The organism is Geitlerinema sp. CS-897, from assembly GCF_028368005.1.
GTDB lineage: Bacteria > Cyanobacteriota > Cyanobacteriia > Cyanobacteriales > Geitlerinemataceae > Baaleninema > Baaleninema simplex.
The window spans coordinates 1-14,149 of the sequence record NZ_JAQNCQ010000128.1; the positions used below are offsets into that span (position 1 = coordinate 1).

Consider the following 14,149-nt stretch of genomic DNA (forward strand, 5'->3'; position numbering starts at 1 on the left):
AAGCCGGACTACCAAAGCCATACAAAAAAGATGCCTTGTGGAGTCCGAGCTATTTTGCGTCATCCGTTGGTGGCGCACCTGTCGAGATTCTCAAGCAATACATTGAGAATCAGAGAAAGCCGTCCTAGAAGGCTTGCCCTGCTCGCACTGCTTGCACTGCTTGCACTGCTTGCACTGCTTGCACTGAGCTTGTCGAAGTGAGCTTGTCGAAGTGAGCTTGTCGAAGTGAGCTTGTCGAAGTGAGCTAAGTCGAAGGGACGGGGTTTTAAACCCAAGTTTTTCGATAAATTGTAGAATTTGAATTAAAAAATATCTAAAATCTGTTCTTGACAAGGAAGAATTAAAGGGTACATCTCAAAAATGTAAATCTATACGAGAGAATAAGGATTTCAGCCTCCAATTCTCATGTTTTTGCAAAACTGAGATGCACCCGAAGAATTAAACGGCTGCGAATTGATATCTTTATTCTGAGATTGACAAAAAAGGAATATTTTAGAAAAAATCAAAAAAATTCCGTTTTACTTTGCAAATGACTGATTTTCAGGGTTTAAAAAAAAAATAGCAGCTCTAAATTAATTGTAGATTATCTATCTAGCTATAAAAAGAATTTAGACGTTTCGATGTTTCTATGACTCATCTAAGATTGCTATATGTTGGCATTGAAAATCTTTAACATATTGCCGTTTGCAGTTTTTGCGTTTAGATTTCTGTTTTTTATAATAAAAATGACCGTTTTTGAAGTGACTTTCGCTTCCACATCGGGGACAAATTACAATATAAAATTACAGAGTATTTTGAGTTTTTTGGATTTAAGGTGGTAAGCTAATTTCATAATAAGTAAAACCCTTACTGTAGGGGCGTCATAGCAATGCGTTCTCGCCCAATTTCGCATTCAAAATAACAAATTACACTGCAATTCTCGAAGACCCATCCTTTTTCGATAAGTTAAGTTTCAAAAAGTCTTCACCACATCCCCCCTTAGCCCCCCTTTCAAAGGGGGGTTGGGGGGATAGAGAGACTTATCAGGTTGGACAAAACCAATGTTTGAGTCCGAGCGGAGTCGAGGACTCATACGGAATCCAGGTTTGAAAACCCTGTTTTGCGGCCCTCGTCGTAAATTCCCTGTACACTAGGACTTAAATCGATTTTGGGCGATCGCTTTAAGAGGGGTTATGGTGTGCGGATTCCGTATCAGTTCGCGTTCGTCGATGTTCTGAGTGCGGCTATACCACCGATCGAGATATAGCCGCAGCCCCGGCGATCGTGCAGTGTGGGCTGGCAGTCGTCGGGCAAACGGCCAAGATGTTTGGCGAGGGGTTAAACGTTGGCTTCCCATAGACCCAAGAATCCCCACGCCGTGACAGCTAGAGAGTGTCAATCTCCGAAACTACTCGATCGTGCCGGTCAGTGGAGAACTGGCACTGGCTAAGGCTTTAATGGGAATTCGTCCGGCGCGATAGGCCAGGCGTCCGGCGGTCACCGCCAGTCCCATCGCCTGCGCCATTGCGGGGGGATTTTTCGCCATCGCGATCGCCGAGTTAATCAACACCGCATCGGCACCTAATTCCATCGCTTGCGCCGCTTCGCTAGGGGTTCCGATTCCCGCATCGACGACCACGGGAATCTTAGCGTTTTCCACGATAACCCGCACGTTGGCCGCCGTCTGGATACCTTGACCCGACCCGATCGGCGATCCCAACGGCATCACCGTGGCACAGCCCACGTCTTCCAACCGCTTGGCTAACATGGGGTCGGCGTTGATGTAGGGCAACACCGCAAACCCTTCTTTGACCAACTGTTCCGCCGCTTGCAACGTTCCTACAGGATCGGGAAGCAGATACGTCGGATCGGGAATCACTTCAAGTTTGACGAAGTTGTTGTCTTCCTGACCCAGCAACTTGGCCATTTCGCGCCCCAACCGTGCCACACGCACCGCCTCTTCTGAAGTTTTGCATCCGGCGGTGTTGGGAAGCATCCAAATTTTACTCCAGTCCAAGGCTTCGGCTAAACCTTCGTGTCCGGGGGCGTTGGTTTGCACGCGACGCACCGCCACCGTAACGATTTCGCATCCCGAGAGGGCGATGCTGCGGCGCATATCGTCGAAATGGCGATATTTACCGCTTCCGGTCATCAAGCGCGATCGAAACGTGCGACCGGCGATCGTCAGTGGAGTATCTTCGAGGGCGAGTTGAGGCGATGTCGGTAACGAGGTCGTACTGGTTTCGCGCACGGAAAGCGTCGTATAAGAGGATGAGGGGACGGTGTGACCGTTGCCGTTGCGATGGTGGACGGCTGCGGCTGGGGTTTCTGAGGCAGTGGACTCGATCGCCTGAAAGCGATCCCAACGAAACGACTCGAGAAGCGGGTCGGCAGTTCCGTCCCACAGCAAATCCGCCGTCAGTTTCGCCGTAATCGGTGCCAGTAAAATGCCGTTGCGATAGTGTCCCGTAGCCAACACCAAATTGTCGCAGTAACTCGACCCCAAAATCGGCAGTTCGTCTGGGGTTCCGGGGCGGAATCCCCACCAAAACTCTTCGATCGCATAGTGTTTCAACGCGGGATACAATCGAACCGCGCGAGCGAGTAAATCGCGCATTCCCTCGGGGGTGTTTCCCGGCGTAAACCCACCTCCTTCCGTCGTCGCTCCAACCACGATCTCGCCGTTGCGACGGGGAATAATGTAAGTCTCGGGACCGAACAACACGCGACGCAGCGGTAGGTTCTCCGTGTTGTGCGGCGTGCGAACCGAGAACATCTGACCTTTGACCGGAAATACTGGAATCGGCAGCAGTTCGTTGGCCCAAGACCCCGAAGCGATCGCGTAGCGACCGGCCTGTAGCCGTCCTTCGTTCGTCTGGACGCCGACGATACGATCGCCCTGCTGAATCAAGGCTTCGACGTTAACGCCCTCTCGAACCGTCACCCCCGCTTTCCGCACGGCTAGCGAGAGCGATCGCGCTAAGGCGCGACTGTCGGCTTGTGCGTCTTCGGGATACCACCAACCGCCGACGACGTCCTCTCCGAGTCCCGGTTGGTGCTGGCGCACCGTCTCGCGATCGAGCCAAACGGCCGTCCCCGCTTCCTTTGGCGGTTGCGTTTTCGGCATTTCGTAAAACGGTGCGAGAATGCCACAAGCCCAGTATCCCGCCGACAGTCCCGACAGTTCCGACAGTTGGCGCGACCACTCGGCGAACATCTCCCGAGAGCGCAGACAGAGTTGTAACATTGCCCCAGGGGGGATTTCCTCCGCTTGCGGCGCGATCATCCCTCCAGCGGCGTGACTGGCGGCTTGTTGGAAATCGCGGCTGACGACGGTGACGGTGGCGCCGCGCAGTCGGAGTTCGAGGGCAACGGCCAAGCCGATAACGCCGCCGCCGATAACGAGAATGTCAGGAGTCGTTTCTGTCGAGATCTGGTGTCGAGTCATGGTTCGTAATTGAAAATTGGCAATTGACAATTGTGAGAATTGACAATTGAGAGGGGGAGCGATCGAGCTGTTGTTGGATGTAGGATGTTGGAGACAAAGGAACAGAGTTCAAAGCGATCGCGTGTGCGCTCCTAAAGACTTGAAGTTTCTCGCACCTAACCCGCTCGATCGTCGCGTTCGGTCTAACGTACAAACAGACTTTCAGTGTAAAGCGTTTGACTGGCCGTACTGGAGACAAAATCTCGAAAACTGCAAACGGTTTCTCTCTAACCCCATCCCCTTTTCACAAAGATCGAAAAGATTCGGAACCTACCATAAGGCTCGGCGAGGAGAAGGCTGAAACGTCGGAGTCGGCGTCGGGGTTGGCGCGGGAGTTAGTGTTGGCGTGGGAGTCGGGGTTGGCGTCGGGGTTGGCGTGGAGGTCGGCATTGGGGTCGGCGTTGGCGTGGGGGTGGGGCCGAACGGTTGTGCGATCGGCGGTTCTTCAGGCGATCGAGACGCAACGTTCCACATTTCGAGACCGAACGCACCGAGATCGCTCGTCAAACCGAGTACCAACAGCCCCCAACCCCAAATCGGAAAAGACGACCAACCGTTATAAGCCGACCCTCTAGAGGTTGAGGCTGACACTGAGGAACTAACGTTTCTGTCTTCAGGAGGTAGACCCTCGGGTGGGTTCTGTGGATTGGACATAGCTGTCTGAGTCGGCAGCAGCGTGCGATACCTTTGAAAAATTTAGTCAAATCGCGTCTAAATCTTCCCTTCGATCGCGAACGGCCAACCGATCGCCGGGGATTGATTCTGCTTACGTTTCCTTTACCACAACGCGGGAATCTCGTTTTCGGGCTGCGATCGCACCGTGGGAGAAGGGGTCGCTGTCGGACTGGGGATCGGACTGGGAGTCGGACTGGGGAACTGGGGAACTGCCGTTTCCGAAGACTCGTCGATGTCCGTCGCTGTCGGACTCGAAGGGATCGCGAAGTCGCTTTGCGGCGTTTGCAACCCCTCTTCGGGGCGAGACTGAGATGGAGTCGGGTCGCGATCGCGATCGCCGCGCAGCCAACGACCCTCAGCCACGTAGCGCACGAACGGTAACGTCACCGCCACCACCAACCCCACCCCCGCGATCGCTTTGAGATTTCTAAAAATATCGTTCAACGGTCTCGCGCCGTTCCGTCCGGCGTCCACACAACTCGATCGCCTTGTCCCCAAAAGCCATCGAACTTCGTCACGCGCACGTCGCCCAATACCCGAGTTTGACAGGCCAAACGCAGATTTCGCGACGACTCGTGAGGTGGGAGCGATCGTCGAGCGCGATCGCGCCAGTTCGCCTCCGACACGTCCCCGTCTACCCGTACCGCACAAGTCCCACAAGTCCCGATACCGCGACAGTTAATGATAGAAGCATTTCCGTTGTACAAATCGATACCCTGGTGCAGGAGAACGCGGCGGAGATTCGCACCGCGATCGCACTCGAAGGTTTTTCCGCAGGCGGTGACTTTAGGCATAGGTTGACTGTTGATGTCTCCTTCTCTATTGTGACAAGCTTGAGAGGTTTGCCATCAAAAAATCGGGTAAAATTTGGAGCAACCGCAGCTTTCTCTTAAGACTTACCCGAATTTCCAAAACTTCCTCAGAACTTTTAAACGCTCCCATGACCGCCAACCGCCTTTGGATTTACGATACGACGCTGCGCGACGGAGCGCAGTGTGAAGGGTTATCGCTCTCTCTCGAAGACAAACTTCGCATTGCCAACCAGCTCGACGCCCTCGGCGTTCCGTTTATTGAAGGCGGTTGGCCAGGTGCCAACCCGAAAGACGTTCAGTTTTTCTGGCAACTGAAAGAAACCCCCCTGCAACGTTCGGAAATCGTCGCCTTCTGTGCGACGCGTCGCCCAGGACGTACCGCCGCAGACGATCCGATGTTACAACCGATCCTCGCGGCCGGAACCCGTTGGATTACTCTGTTCGGCAAATCCTGGGATCTCCACGTCACCGAGGGATTAAAAACCACCCTCGACGAAAACCTGGCCATGATCCGCGACAGCATCGAATATTTTCGCAGCCAGGGACGCCGTGTAATTTACGACGCCGAACATTGGTTCGACGGCTACAAACAGAATCCCGAATATGCCCTCAAAACGCTGCAAGCTGCTGCCGAAGCTGGGGCGGTGTGGCTGACGCTATGCGATACCAACGGCGGAACCCTGCCTCACGAGATCGGTGAAATCGTCTCGGAAGTCGTCTCCGAACTCGGAACCACCGTTCCTTTGGGAATTCACACCCACAACGACTCCGATACGGCCGTAGCCAACGCGCTCTCGGCGGTGTTGGCGGGGGCGACGATGGTTCAGGGAACGATTAACGGCTACGGCGAACGCTGCGGTAACGCCAATCTCTGTTCGGCGATCGCCAACTTACAACTGAAGTTAGGCTATCAGTGTCTCGACGACGACCGACTCCTCGCCCTGACCGAAACCAGTCGGTTCGTCAGCGAAATCGTCAATCTCGCCCCCGACGATCGCGCCCCCTTTGTCGGGCGATCGGCCTTCGCTCACAAAGGCGGCATTCACGTTAGCGCAGTGCAACGCAATCCCCTAACCTACGAACACGTTCGCCCCGAAGCGATCGGCAACCAACGGCGTATCGTCATTTCCGATCAAGCGGGATTGAGTAACGTTCTCGCCAAAGCCCGCAGTTTCGGTATCGAGCTAGACAAACAAAATCCTGCCTGCCGTGAAATCTTAGAAGAGTTAAAGACCCTCGAAAGCGAGGGCTATCAATTCGAGGCAGCCGAGGCCAGTTTCGACTTGTTAATGCGGGAAGCGTTGGGACAGCGGCCGGTACTGTTCGAGATAAAAGGCTTTCAAGTTCACTGTACCCAAGGTGACGGCGAGGGAGAAAGCAAGTCCTTGGCAACCGTGAAAGTTCGCGTCAACGGCAAAGATTTCTTAGAAGCCGCCGAAGGCAACGGGCCAGTTTCCGCTTTGGACGCCGCCTTGAGAAAAGCCTTGGTCAGTCTGTTCCCCGAAATCGCCGACTTCCACTTGGTCGATTACAAAGTTCGCATTCTCGACAGTCAAGCAGGAACGGCAGCTAAAACCCGAGTGCTGCTCGAATCGACCAACGGACACCAGCGCTGGACGACCGTGGGGGTTTCGACTAACATCATCGACGCCTCGTATCGAGCGGTCGTGGAAGGGCTAGAGTACGGTTTGCTGTTGAAACGCAGTCTCGTCACCGTGGAGAGTTGAGGGAGGGCTCAAAACTCTCAACAATATTAGGGTTTTTTAACACGATCGCCCGACAACCCTAGTTACTCGTGTTTTTTGGTATACGGGACTACATATTTTTAGTAGTCACGATCGCATTATGGAATATGAATCGCTTACTGTGACTATAAGTCAAGTAGCCCTTTATTTTTCAGGTGTGAGGGAAGATGCGAAAACTTATTTGGCAGATGCTATTGTTCAGCCCGGCGTTCGTAACGCTGTTGGGGCTGAGCGCACCCGTTCGCGCAGAAAACGAAAAACTCGAGATCGCGTCGGAAGTGGGTCTATCGAAACCCGAAGCGATCGATGAAGCTAGCTTCGGAAGCAAACAAATTTCCGTCAGCGACTTTATCGACGCAACCGAAGAGCGCTCGCTCGATCGACCGAGTGCTAATCGCGACCTCGATCAAGTGACCTCCGTGTCTCAACTGTCCGACGTCCAACCGACCGACTGGGCGTTCCAGGCACTCCAATCTCTCGTCGAGCGCTACGGTTGTATCGCGGGGTATCCCGACGGCACCTATCGCGGCAACAGCTTCATGACCCGCTACGAATTCGCCGCTGGTGTCAACGCGTGTCTCGATCAAATCGTCGCTCTCATCGGCGGTGGCGACACCATCGATCCCGCCGACCTCGCTACGATTCGCCGATTGCAAGAAGAATTCGCCGCCGAACTGGCCGCCTTGCGCGGACGAGTGGACGGTTTAGAAGCACGGGTGGCCGAACTCGAAGCCAACCAGTTCTCTACCACCACCAAACTGCAAGGAGAAGTCGTCTTCGGACTGGCTGACGCCTGGGGCGGAGAAGATGTCGATATCGACAACAACCAAACCGTCTTCCAGTACCGCGCCCGTCTGGCCTTCGTCTCCAGCTTCACCGGACGCGACCAACTCTGGACTCGTCTTGACGCCGGAAACGCCACCTACTTCAACAACCTCGACCAAGGGGTCTTCACCCACAGCTTCGACAGCGGCAGCAGCGTCGAGATCGGCTGGTTAGCGTACTACTTCCCCATCGGCGACAACGTCCAAGTTTACTTACCGGCCGCCTATCCCCTATGGCAAGACTTCGTCCCCACCGTCAGCCCCTACTTCGAGGGCTTCACCGGTGCCAGCAACGCCCTGTCTAGCTTTGCCGAATCGAGTCCGATTTACAAAGTCGGTCTGTCCAACGGTGGCGGTATCGGTTTCAACGTTGAAGCGACGGACTGGCTGACGGTTTCGGCCGGTTACTTCGGTGGCGACTCCTTCAGCCCCAGCCAGAAAGAAGGGCTGTTCAACGGCGAGTACTCGATGCTCGGACAGTTCACCTTCAACTTCGACAACTTGCAAGTGGGCTTGACCTACAACCACGCCTACTTCAACGACAGCCCCAACAGCGATAACGGGATTTTCGACCTCGGACCGGGAACCTTTACCGCCGTACAACCCTTTGGTGGCAACGCAGCCCTGTATACCAACTCCTACGGTGCAGCGGCGTCCTACCAACTCGGCGACAGCATTTCCATCAACGCCTTTGGTGGTTACACCGACGCCGAATCTCGGGCTTCGGGTAAAGACGATGCTGAAATCTGGTACTACGGCTTAGGCTTAGCCTTCCCCGACTTAGGCGGAGACGGCAACTTACTTGGCATCATGGCCGGTGCAGAGCCTTACGTGGGTGGCTTGAACGGTAGCAGCGACGATTCGGTCGCCGACGATACGCCGTTCCACCTCGAAGCCTTTTATCGCTATCAACTCAACGACAACATTTCGATTACCCCTGGCGTGATTTGGTTGACGGCGCCGCAAGGTGAAAAAGACAACGACGACGCTGTGGTCGGCATCCTGCGGACGACCTTCACGTTCTAGCGCGTTCTAGCGAGAGATCTCGCCACTTCGCCACTTGAGTTCCCGTCGAGCGATCGAGTTGTTTGACTTTATGTCAGACAATTCGATCGTTCGATCGTAATGTCGTTGCCTCGACCTCGATTCTTCCCGTACAATTTGGTCGGTGTTGAGGTGTGAACGAAGATGTATCACCATTCCCGGCCGATGTTACGAGTCAGCCCCGTTCTGGCAGTCCTGTTGAGCGCGAACGCTGTTTCGGCGGCGATCGAACCTTCTGAAACAAATACCCGTTCCGACAAAAAACTCGCTGAGATCGCCACAGTCTCTCCGAGCAAACAGCTCTCCGTCGACGATTTTATTGAAGCCCGAGAAAACCAATCGATAACCCAACGTCGGCAAGCGCCCTCTGGTAATTCTCGCTCCCAAGTGACCTCGGTGTCCCAACTGTCCGACGTCCAACCCACTGACTGGGCATTTCAGGCACTCCAATCCCTGGTCGAGCGCTACGGTTGTATCGCCGGGTATCCCGACGGCACCTATCGTGGCAATAGCTTCATGACCCGCTACGAATTCGCGGCAGGCGTCAACGCTTGTCTCGACCAAATCGTAGCGCTGATTGGCGGTGGCGACACCATCGACCCCGGCGACTTAGCGACGATTCGTCGTTTGCAAGAAGAATTCGCCGCCGAACTGGCCGCCTTGCGAGGACGAGTCGACGGTTTAGAGTCCCGCGTCGCCGAACTCGAAGCCAATCAGTTTTCCACCACCACCCAACTGCAAGGAGAAGTCGTCTTCGGACTGGCTGACGCCTGGGGCGGAGAAGAAGTCGGCGCCGACAACACGCAAAGCGTCTTTCAATACCGAGCGCGTCTTGCCTTCGTCTCCAGCTTTACCGGACGCGACCAACTTTGGACTCGTCTCGACGCGGCCAACGCCGGGCCTCTCGTCGAAATTGGCGGCGACGCCATTCAAGGTGCGACCACCTATCAAACCACCGATTCCGGCAGCAGCGTCGGTATGGGCTGGCTGGCGTACTACTTCCCCATCGGCGACAACGTTCAAGTTTACCTCCCGGCAGCTTTCCCGTTATGGCAAGACTTCGTACCGACGGTCAGTCCGTACTTTGAAGGCTTTACGGGGGCGAGCAATGCCGTCTCGAGTTGGGCAGAATCGAGTCCGATTTATAAAATGGGGCTGTCCAACGGTGGCGGTGTCGGCGTCAATATCGAAATTACTGACGAATTGATGCTGTCAGGGGGATATTTCGGCGGCGATTCCTTCAACCCCACGGAGAAAAACGGCTTGTTTAACGGGGATTATTCCACCCTCGGACAGCTAACCTTCACATCGGGAGATTTCCAAGTGGCGGCCACGTTCCACCACGGCTATTTCAACAACTTCCGCGATGAAGGCGATGCGTTGTTCGATACCTTGGTGGGAACGGTTCGCGCTCGCAATCCGTTCTTCGACGAATCGACGTTCACCAACTCCTACGGTTTACAAGCGGCGTATCAAATTACGGATGGTATTGCGGTCAACGCCTACGGTGGGTTTACCCACGCTCAAGCGGCCGGACAAAATGCCAAAGCGGAAATTTGGTATTACGGTTTAGGTTTGGCGTTCCCCGATTTGCTACTTCCGGGTAACTTGCTCGGGATTATGGCTGGGGCAGAGCCTTACGTGGGCGGCTACGAAGGTCAAGATGTCGGCGGTATCGTCAGCGATACGTTGTCCGACGATACGGCGATTCACCTGGAAACTTTCTATCGGTTCCAGTTGAGCGACAACATTTCGATTACGCCCGCTGTCATTTGGATTACAGCCCCCGACGGCGATCGGGATAACGAAGATGTGGTTTATGGTGTATTGCGGACGACGTTTACGTTCTAATCGTTGCATTTTTCTCTGATAAATGTCCCCGTAGAAACGGTTTGAAAAACGTCTCTGCGGGGATTTTCAAATATCGATCGAATATGTTTTGATACGGAATCCGAATTTCAACGCTTCGACTCCGCTCAGTGTTGAGTCCTCGACTCTGCTCAGACTCAAATACTGATTTTATACGAAATCCGAATCTCAAACACTGGTTTTACCAAGCCGAAAAAGCCCCTCTCTGTGTCCTCTGTGTCTCTGTGGTGAAGACTTTTTAAAACCTAGCTTATCGGACAAAAATTCTGTATGAATTGTGGTTTTCTCTGTTTTGAGACGGCGATTTATTAATTAATATTATGCTATGTCGGTGATGTTAAACGTAGAAATGGATATAGCAGTTCCAAATGAGTCGTCAAAAATTAAAATAGCCGAAAAAATCTGATTTCCCGTTCCCCGTTCCCGATTCCCTTTTTGTCTCAATTTTGTTACACAACTGATTTAGGGTTGCTATATTTTTATAAAAGTGAGATGAACTCTTTTAATGTGAGGCGATCGCATCAGTTTTATTGTTGTCGTTCGATCTCGAACCGTTTCCGATAAGCTAGGTTTCAAGGAGTCTTCACCACAGAGACACAGAGGACACAGAGAGGGACTTGTCGGGCTGGGCAAAACCAGTATTTGAGTCCTCGACTCCGCTCGGACTCAACGCTGAGCGAAGTCGAAGCGAGCGAAGTCGAAGCGAGCGAAGTCGAAGCGTTGAAATTCGGATTCCGTATCAGCCGATTTTGACGAGTCGCAACCCATCTCGATCGCCTCACCACTCTTGCAGGCGATCGCCCACCTCCCAACTGCTGGGCAAACTGGCAAAACCTCGAGCTGGGAATCGACCCCTCGCCGCAAGTGGCCGCGAGAATTGCAACCGTATCAGTTGGGAGCGATCGAGAAATCAGGCAAAATAGCTATAAAGGGAACGACCCTGTCCGTATTAAAACCCTCATGCCGCTTCAGCCTCCTTTCCGTAGACTTGCCGACATCCTGCTGTGGGTCGATGCGACCGGCCGCATCGTCGCAGCCGACCAAAACGCTCGCCATAACTTGGGCGAGGATGGCGATCCCATCGGCCAACCGATCGCGCGTGTCGTGACCGACTGGAACGAAACCACTTGGAAACAATTGTGGATAGCCGCAAGTGCGGGGGAAACGGTGAGTCTCGAAACCCAACTGCGCGATCGCCGCTGCCGAGAGGTTCCCGTTACCGTCCGTCTCGAGAGTATCGACCTGAACGCTGAAACCTACTGCTGCGTGACGGTCTCTCCCCAGTCTGCCCCTACCTCCGCCACTCTCGAGTGCGATCGCTTCCGCCAACTGGCCGACAACGCTCGCGATGCGATTTACTGCTACAGCCTCGTTCCCAAACCCCAATTCGAGTACATCAGTCCTTCGATCCAAACCATTACCGGCTATTCACCTCAAGACTACTACGCCGACCCCGAACTCCCTTTCAAACAGGTTCACCCCGACGATCGCGACCTGCTCGGTCACCTCTTGCGATCGCCGCGCGAGTCCGACTCCCCCGTGGTGTTACGCTGGTTTCACAAAAACGGTCGTGTCGTGTGGACCGAACAGCGAGACGTACGCATTTACGACAGCGACGGTTACTGTATTGCCATCGAAGGCATCCTGCGCGACATTACCGAACGCCGCCAAAGCGAACTGGCCTTGCGCCAACAGGCCGAGCGAGAACGACTCGTCAGCGCGATCGCCCAGCGCATCCGCCAATCTCTCAATCTCGAAGATATCCTGCAAACGACCGTTACCGAAGTCAGACAGTTTCTGCAAAGCGATCGCGTCTCGATCTATCGCTTCGATCGAGATCCCTGCGAAGTTTCTAACTGTCCCGGTGTCGTCGCGGTCGAGTCCGTCGACGCGCCCTGGCCGCCCATGCTCGATACCTCCATTCCCGTCGCGTCGTCCGCTGAAGAACTCGAACACTATATCGAGGGTCGCATTCGCACCTTCGACGACGTGCAAACCGAGGGCGAACCGAGCTTACATCCCTTATTCGAGCGGTTCGCCATCAAATCGAGCCTCATCGTTCCCATTTTGCTGCAATCCTCAGAAAGCCGCGATAACAGTCACCTGTGGGGATTGCTCGTCGCTCACCAGTGCAGAGAACACCGTCACTGGACGTCGATCGAAATCGAACTTCTCGAACAGCTAGCCACTCAAGTCGCGATCGCCATCCAACAATCTCACCTATTCGAGCAAGTCCAGCGACAAGGCGTAGAACTCGAGCGACAAATCCGCGAACGCACCCAACAACTCCAACAAGCGCTCGAATTCGAGGCCATGCTCAAGCGCATCACCGATAAAGTGCGCGACAGCCTCGATGAAAGCCAAATTGTCGAAACGGCGGTTCGCGAAGTCGCTGTCGGCCTCGGTGTCAAATCCTGCAACGCCGCCCTCTACGACCTCGAACGGGGAACCTCCACCATTTGTTACGAATCTGCCCCTCTAATTCCCACCTCTCAAGGGCGAGTGTCTCGCATGGGGAACTTTCCCGAAATCTACACCCAACTCCTCACGGGGAAATACTTCCAGTTTTGTTCGCTGATTCACAATCCCAAACGAGGGCGAGTTGCCATGCTCGCCTGTCCCATGTTCGACAACCAAGGGGTTCTCGGCGACCTCTGGCTCGTTCACGATCCCGACTATATTTTCAGCGATCAAGAAATTCGCCTGGTGCAACAAGTCGCAAACCAATGCGCGATCGCCATTCGTCAGGCGCGATTGTATCAAGCCTCTCAAGCCCAAGTGGCCGAACTCGAAAAACTCAATCGCCTCAAAGACGACTTTCTCAGTGCCGTCTCTCACGAACTGCGAACGCCCATCGCTAACATGAAACTGGCGATCGAAATGTTGAGGATCTTTGCCCCCGGTCGTGAAGAAACCTCCGAACCCGAACTGCTCGATCGCGAACAGATCGGACGCATTCAACGCTATCTCAAAATTCTTTCGACCGAATGCACTCGCGAAGAAGAACTCGTCGAAGACCTCCTCGACCTCCAGCGACTCGAAAACAACGCCTATCTGATTTCTCTATCGCTCATCGACCTCAACGAATGGATTCCCTCGATCGTGCATCCGTTTTATACCCGAATCGCCGATCGCCAACAATCGCTGCACGTCGAGCGTCCCGAAAAGTTAGCCCCCTTCGTGGGCGATCGTATCAACCTCGAACGCATTCTCGTCGAACTCCTCAACAATGCCTGTAAATACACTCCCAACCGAGGAGAAATTCAGTTAAACGTTCGCGAGTCCCAACAACAAGACGAGAACAGCGGCGAAAGTATTCCGACCCTCGAGTTTACCGTCGGCAATCAAGCCGATATTCCCCCCGAAGAACTCCCGAAAATTTTCGAGAAATTCTATCGCATCCCCAACGCCGATCCTTGGAAACAGGGGGGAACCGGTCTCGGTCTGGCATTAGTCGAAAAACTCGTCACCCAACTCGACGGCAAAATTCACGTCGAGAGCCAACAGGGTTGGACGACCTTTACACTCGTCTTCCCCAATCAACGTCACAAACTCAACAGCGAGGAGGACAATCGATCGTCGATCGTCGATCGATTGTCCTAGCTCCCCTTTTACAGTGAACAGTGAACAGTGAACAGTGTTTCAGTCACCAGTCACCAGTCACCAGTGGGAACAGGGAACAGGGAACAGGGAACAGGGAACAGGGAACAGGGA

The 14,149-nt window shown here is 54.0% G+C and carries 9 protein-coding genes; 5 read left to right on the forward strand and 4 right to left on the reverse strand.

Annotated elements, in window-relative coordinates:
• On the forward strand, positions 1 to 128 hold a 128-nt coding region (locus POG22_RS07745), incomplete at its 5' end, for a transposase (RefSeq protein WP_498904563.1).
• A 1,259-nt stretch (positions 129 to 1,387) separates the two neighbouring features.
• Here the strand turns inward: POG22_RS07745 and thiO are convergent.
• The 4 genes from thiO to POG22_RS07765 form a co-directional block, all read right to left on the reverse strand.
• On the reverse strand, positions 1,388 to 3,427 hold the full coding sequence (gene thiO, locus POG22_RS07750) for a glycine oxidase ThiO (protein WP_498904552.1): 2,040 nt from the start codon (positions 3,425 to 3,427) through the stop codon (positions 1,388 to 1,390).
• Positions 3,428 to 3,736: 309 nt separating this feature from the next.
• On the reverse strand, positions 3,737 to 4,057 hold the full coding sequence (locus POG22_RS07755) for a hypothetical protein (protein ID WP_498904554.1): 321 nt from the start codon (positions 4,055 to 4,057) through the stop codon (positions 3,737 to 3,739).
• A gap of 186 nt (positions 4,058 to 4,243) precedes the next feature.
• Entirely contained in the window at positions 4,244 to 4,585 is a 342-nt protein-coding gene (locus tag POG22_RS07760; RefSeq protein ID WP_017658764.1) for a hypothetical protein, read from the reverse strand.
• A complete protein-coding gene (locus tag POG22_RS07765) occupies positions 4,582 to 4,935 on the reverse strand; it encodes a 2Fe-2S iron-sulfur cluster-binding protein (RefSeq protein WP_074170932.1) in 354 nt (117 codons plus the stop codon). The genes POG22_RS07760 and POG22_RS07765 overlap by 4 nt, the downstream gene beginning before the upstream one ends.
• Before the next feature lie 146 nt (positions 4,936 to 5,081).
• Between POG22_RS07765 and cimA the strand changes: the two genes are divergently transcribed.
• From cimA to POG22_RS07785, 4 genes are all read left to right on the forward strand, one after another.
• Positions 5,082 to 6,680, forward strand: coding sequence for a (R)-citramalate synthase (gene cimA, locus POG22_RS07770; RefSeq protein ID WP_498904556.1), 1,599 nt, complete (start codon positions 5,082 to 5,084; stop codon positions 6,678 to 6,680).
• A gap of 206 nt (positions 6,681 to 6,886) precedes the next feature.
• Positions 6,887 to 8,548 carry an iron uptake porin gene (locus POG22_RS07775; protein WP_063717628.1) on the forward strand — a complete coding sequence of 554 codons (1,662 nt, stop codon included), beginning with the start codon at positions 6,887 to 6,889 and terminating at the stop codon, positions 8,546 to 8,548.
• Positions 8,549 to 8,710: 162 nt separating this feature from the next.
• Complete coding sequence (locus tag POG22_RS07780; RefSeq protein WP_498904558.1) at positions 8,711 to 10,417, forward strand: iron uptake porin; 1,707 nt, start codon at positions 8,711 to 8,713, stop codon at positions 10,415 to 10,417.
• 978 nt (positions 10,418 to 11,395) lie between these two features.
• A complete protein-coding gene (locus POG22_RS07785) occupies positions 11,396 to 14,038 on the forward strand; it encodes a sensor histidine kinase (RefSeq protein WP_498904561.1) in 2,643 nt (880 codons plus the stop codon).
• The last annotated feature ends 111 nt before the right edge of the window (positions 14,039 to 14,149 follow it).

Bases quoted from the DNA above. Each gene is read 5' to 3' on its own strand.
- thiO (WP_498904552.1), bottom strand. From the start codon at position 3,427: ATGACTCGACACCAGATCTCGACAGAAACGACTCCTGACATTCTCGTT.
- POG22_RS07765 (WP_074170932.1), bottom strand. From the start codon at position 4,935: ATGCCTAAAGTCACCGCCTGCGGAAAAACCTTCGAGTGCGATCGCGGT.
- cimA (WP_498904556.1), top strand. From the start codon at position 5,082: ATGACCGCCAACCGCCTTTGGATTTACGATACGACGCTGCGCGACGGA.
- POG22_RS07775 (WP_063717628.1), top strand. From the start codon at position 6,887: ATGCTATTGTTCAGCCCGGCGTTCGTAACGCTGTTGGGGCTGAGCGCA.
- POG22_RS07780 (WP_498904558.1), top strand. From the start codon at position 8,711: ATGTATCACCATTCCCGGCCGATGTTACGAGTCAGCCCCGTTCTGGCA.
- POG22_RS07785 (WP_498904561.1), top strand. From the start codon at position 11,396: ATGCCGCTTCAGCCTCCTTTCCGTAGACTTGCCGACATCCTGCTGTGG.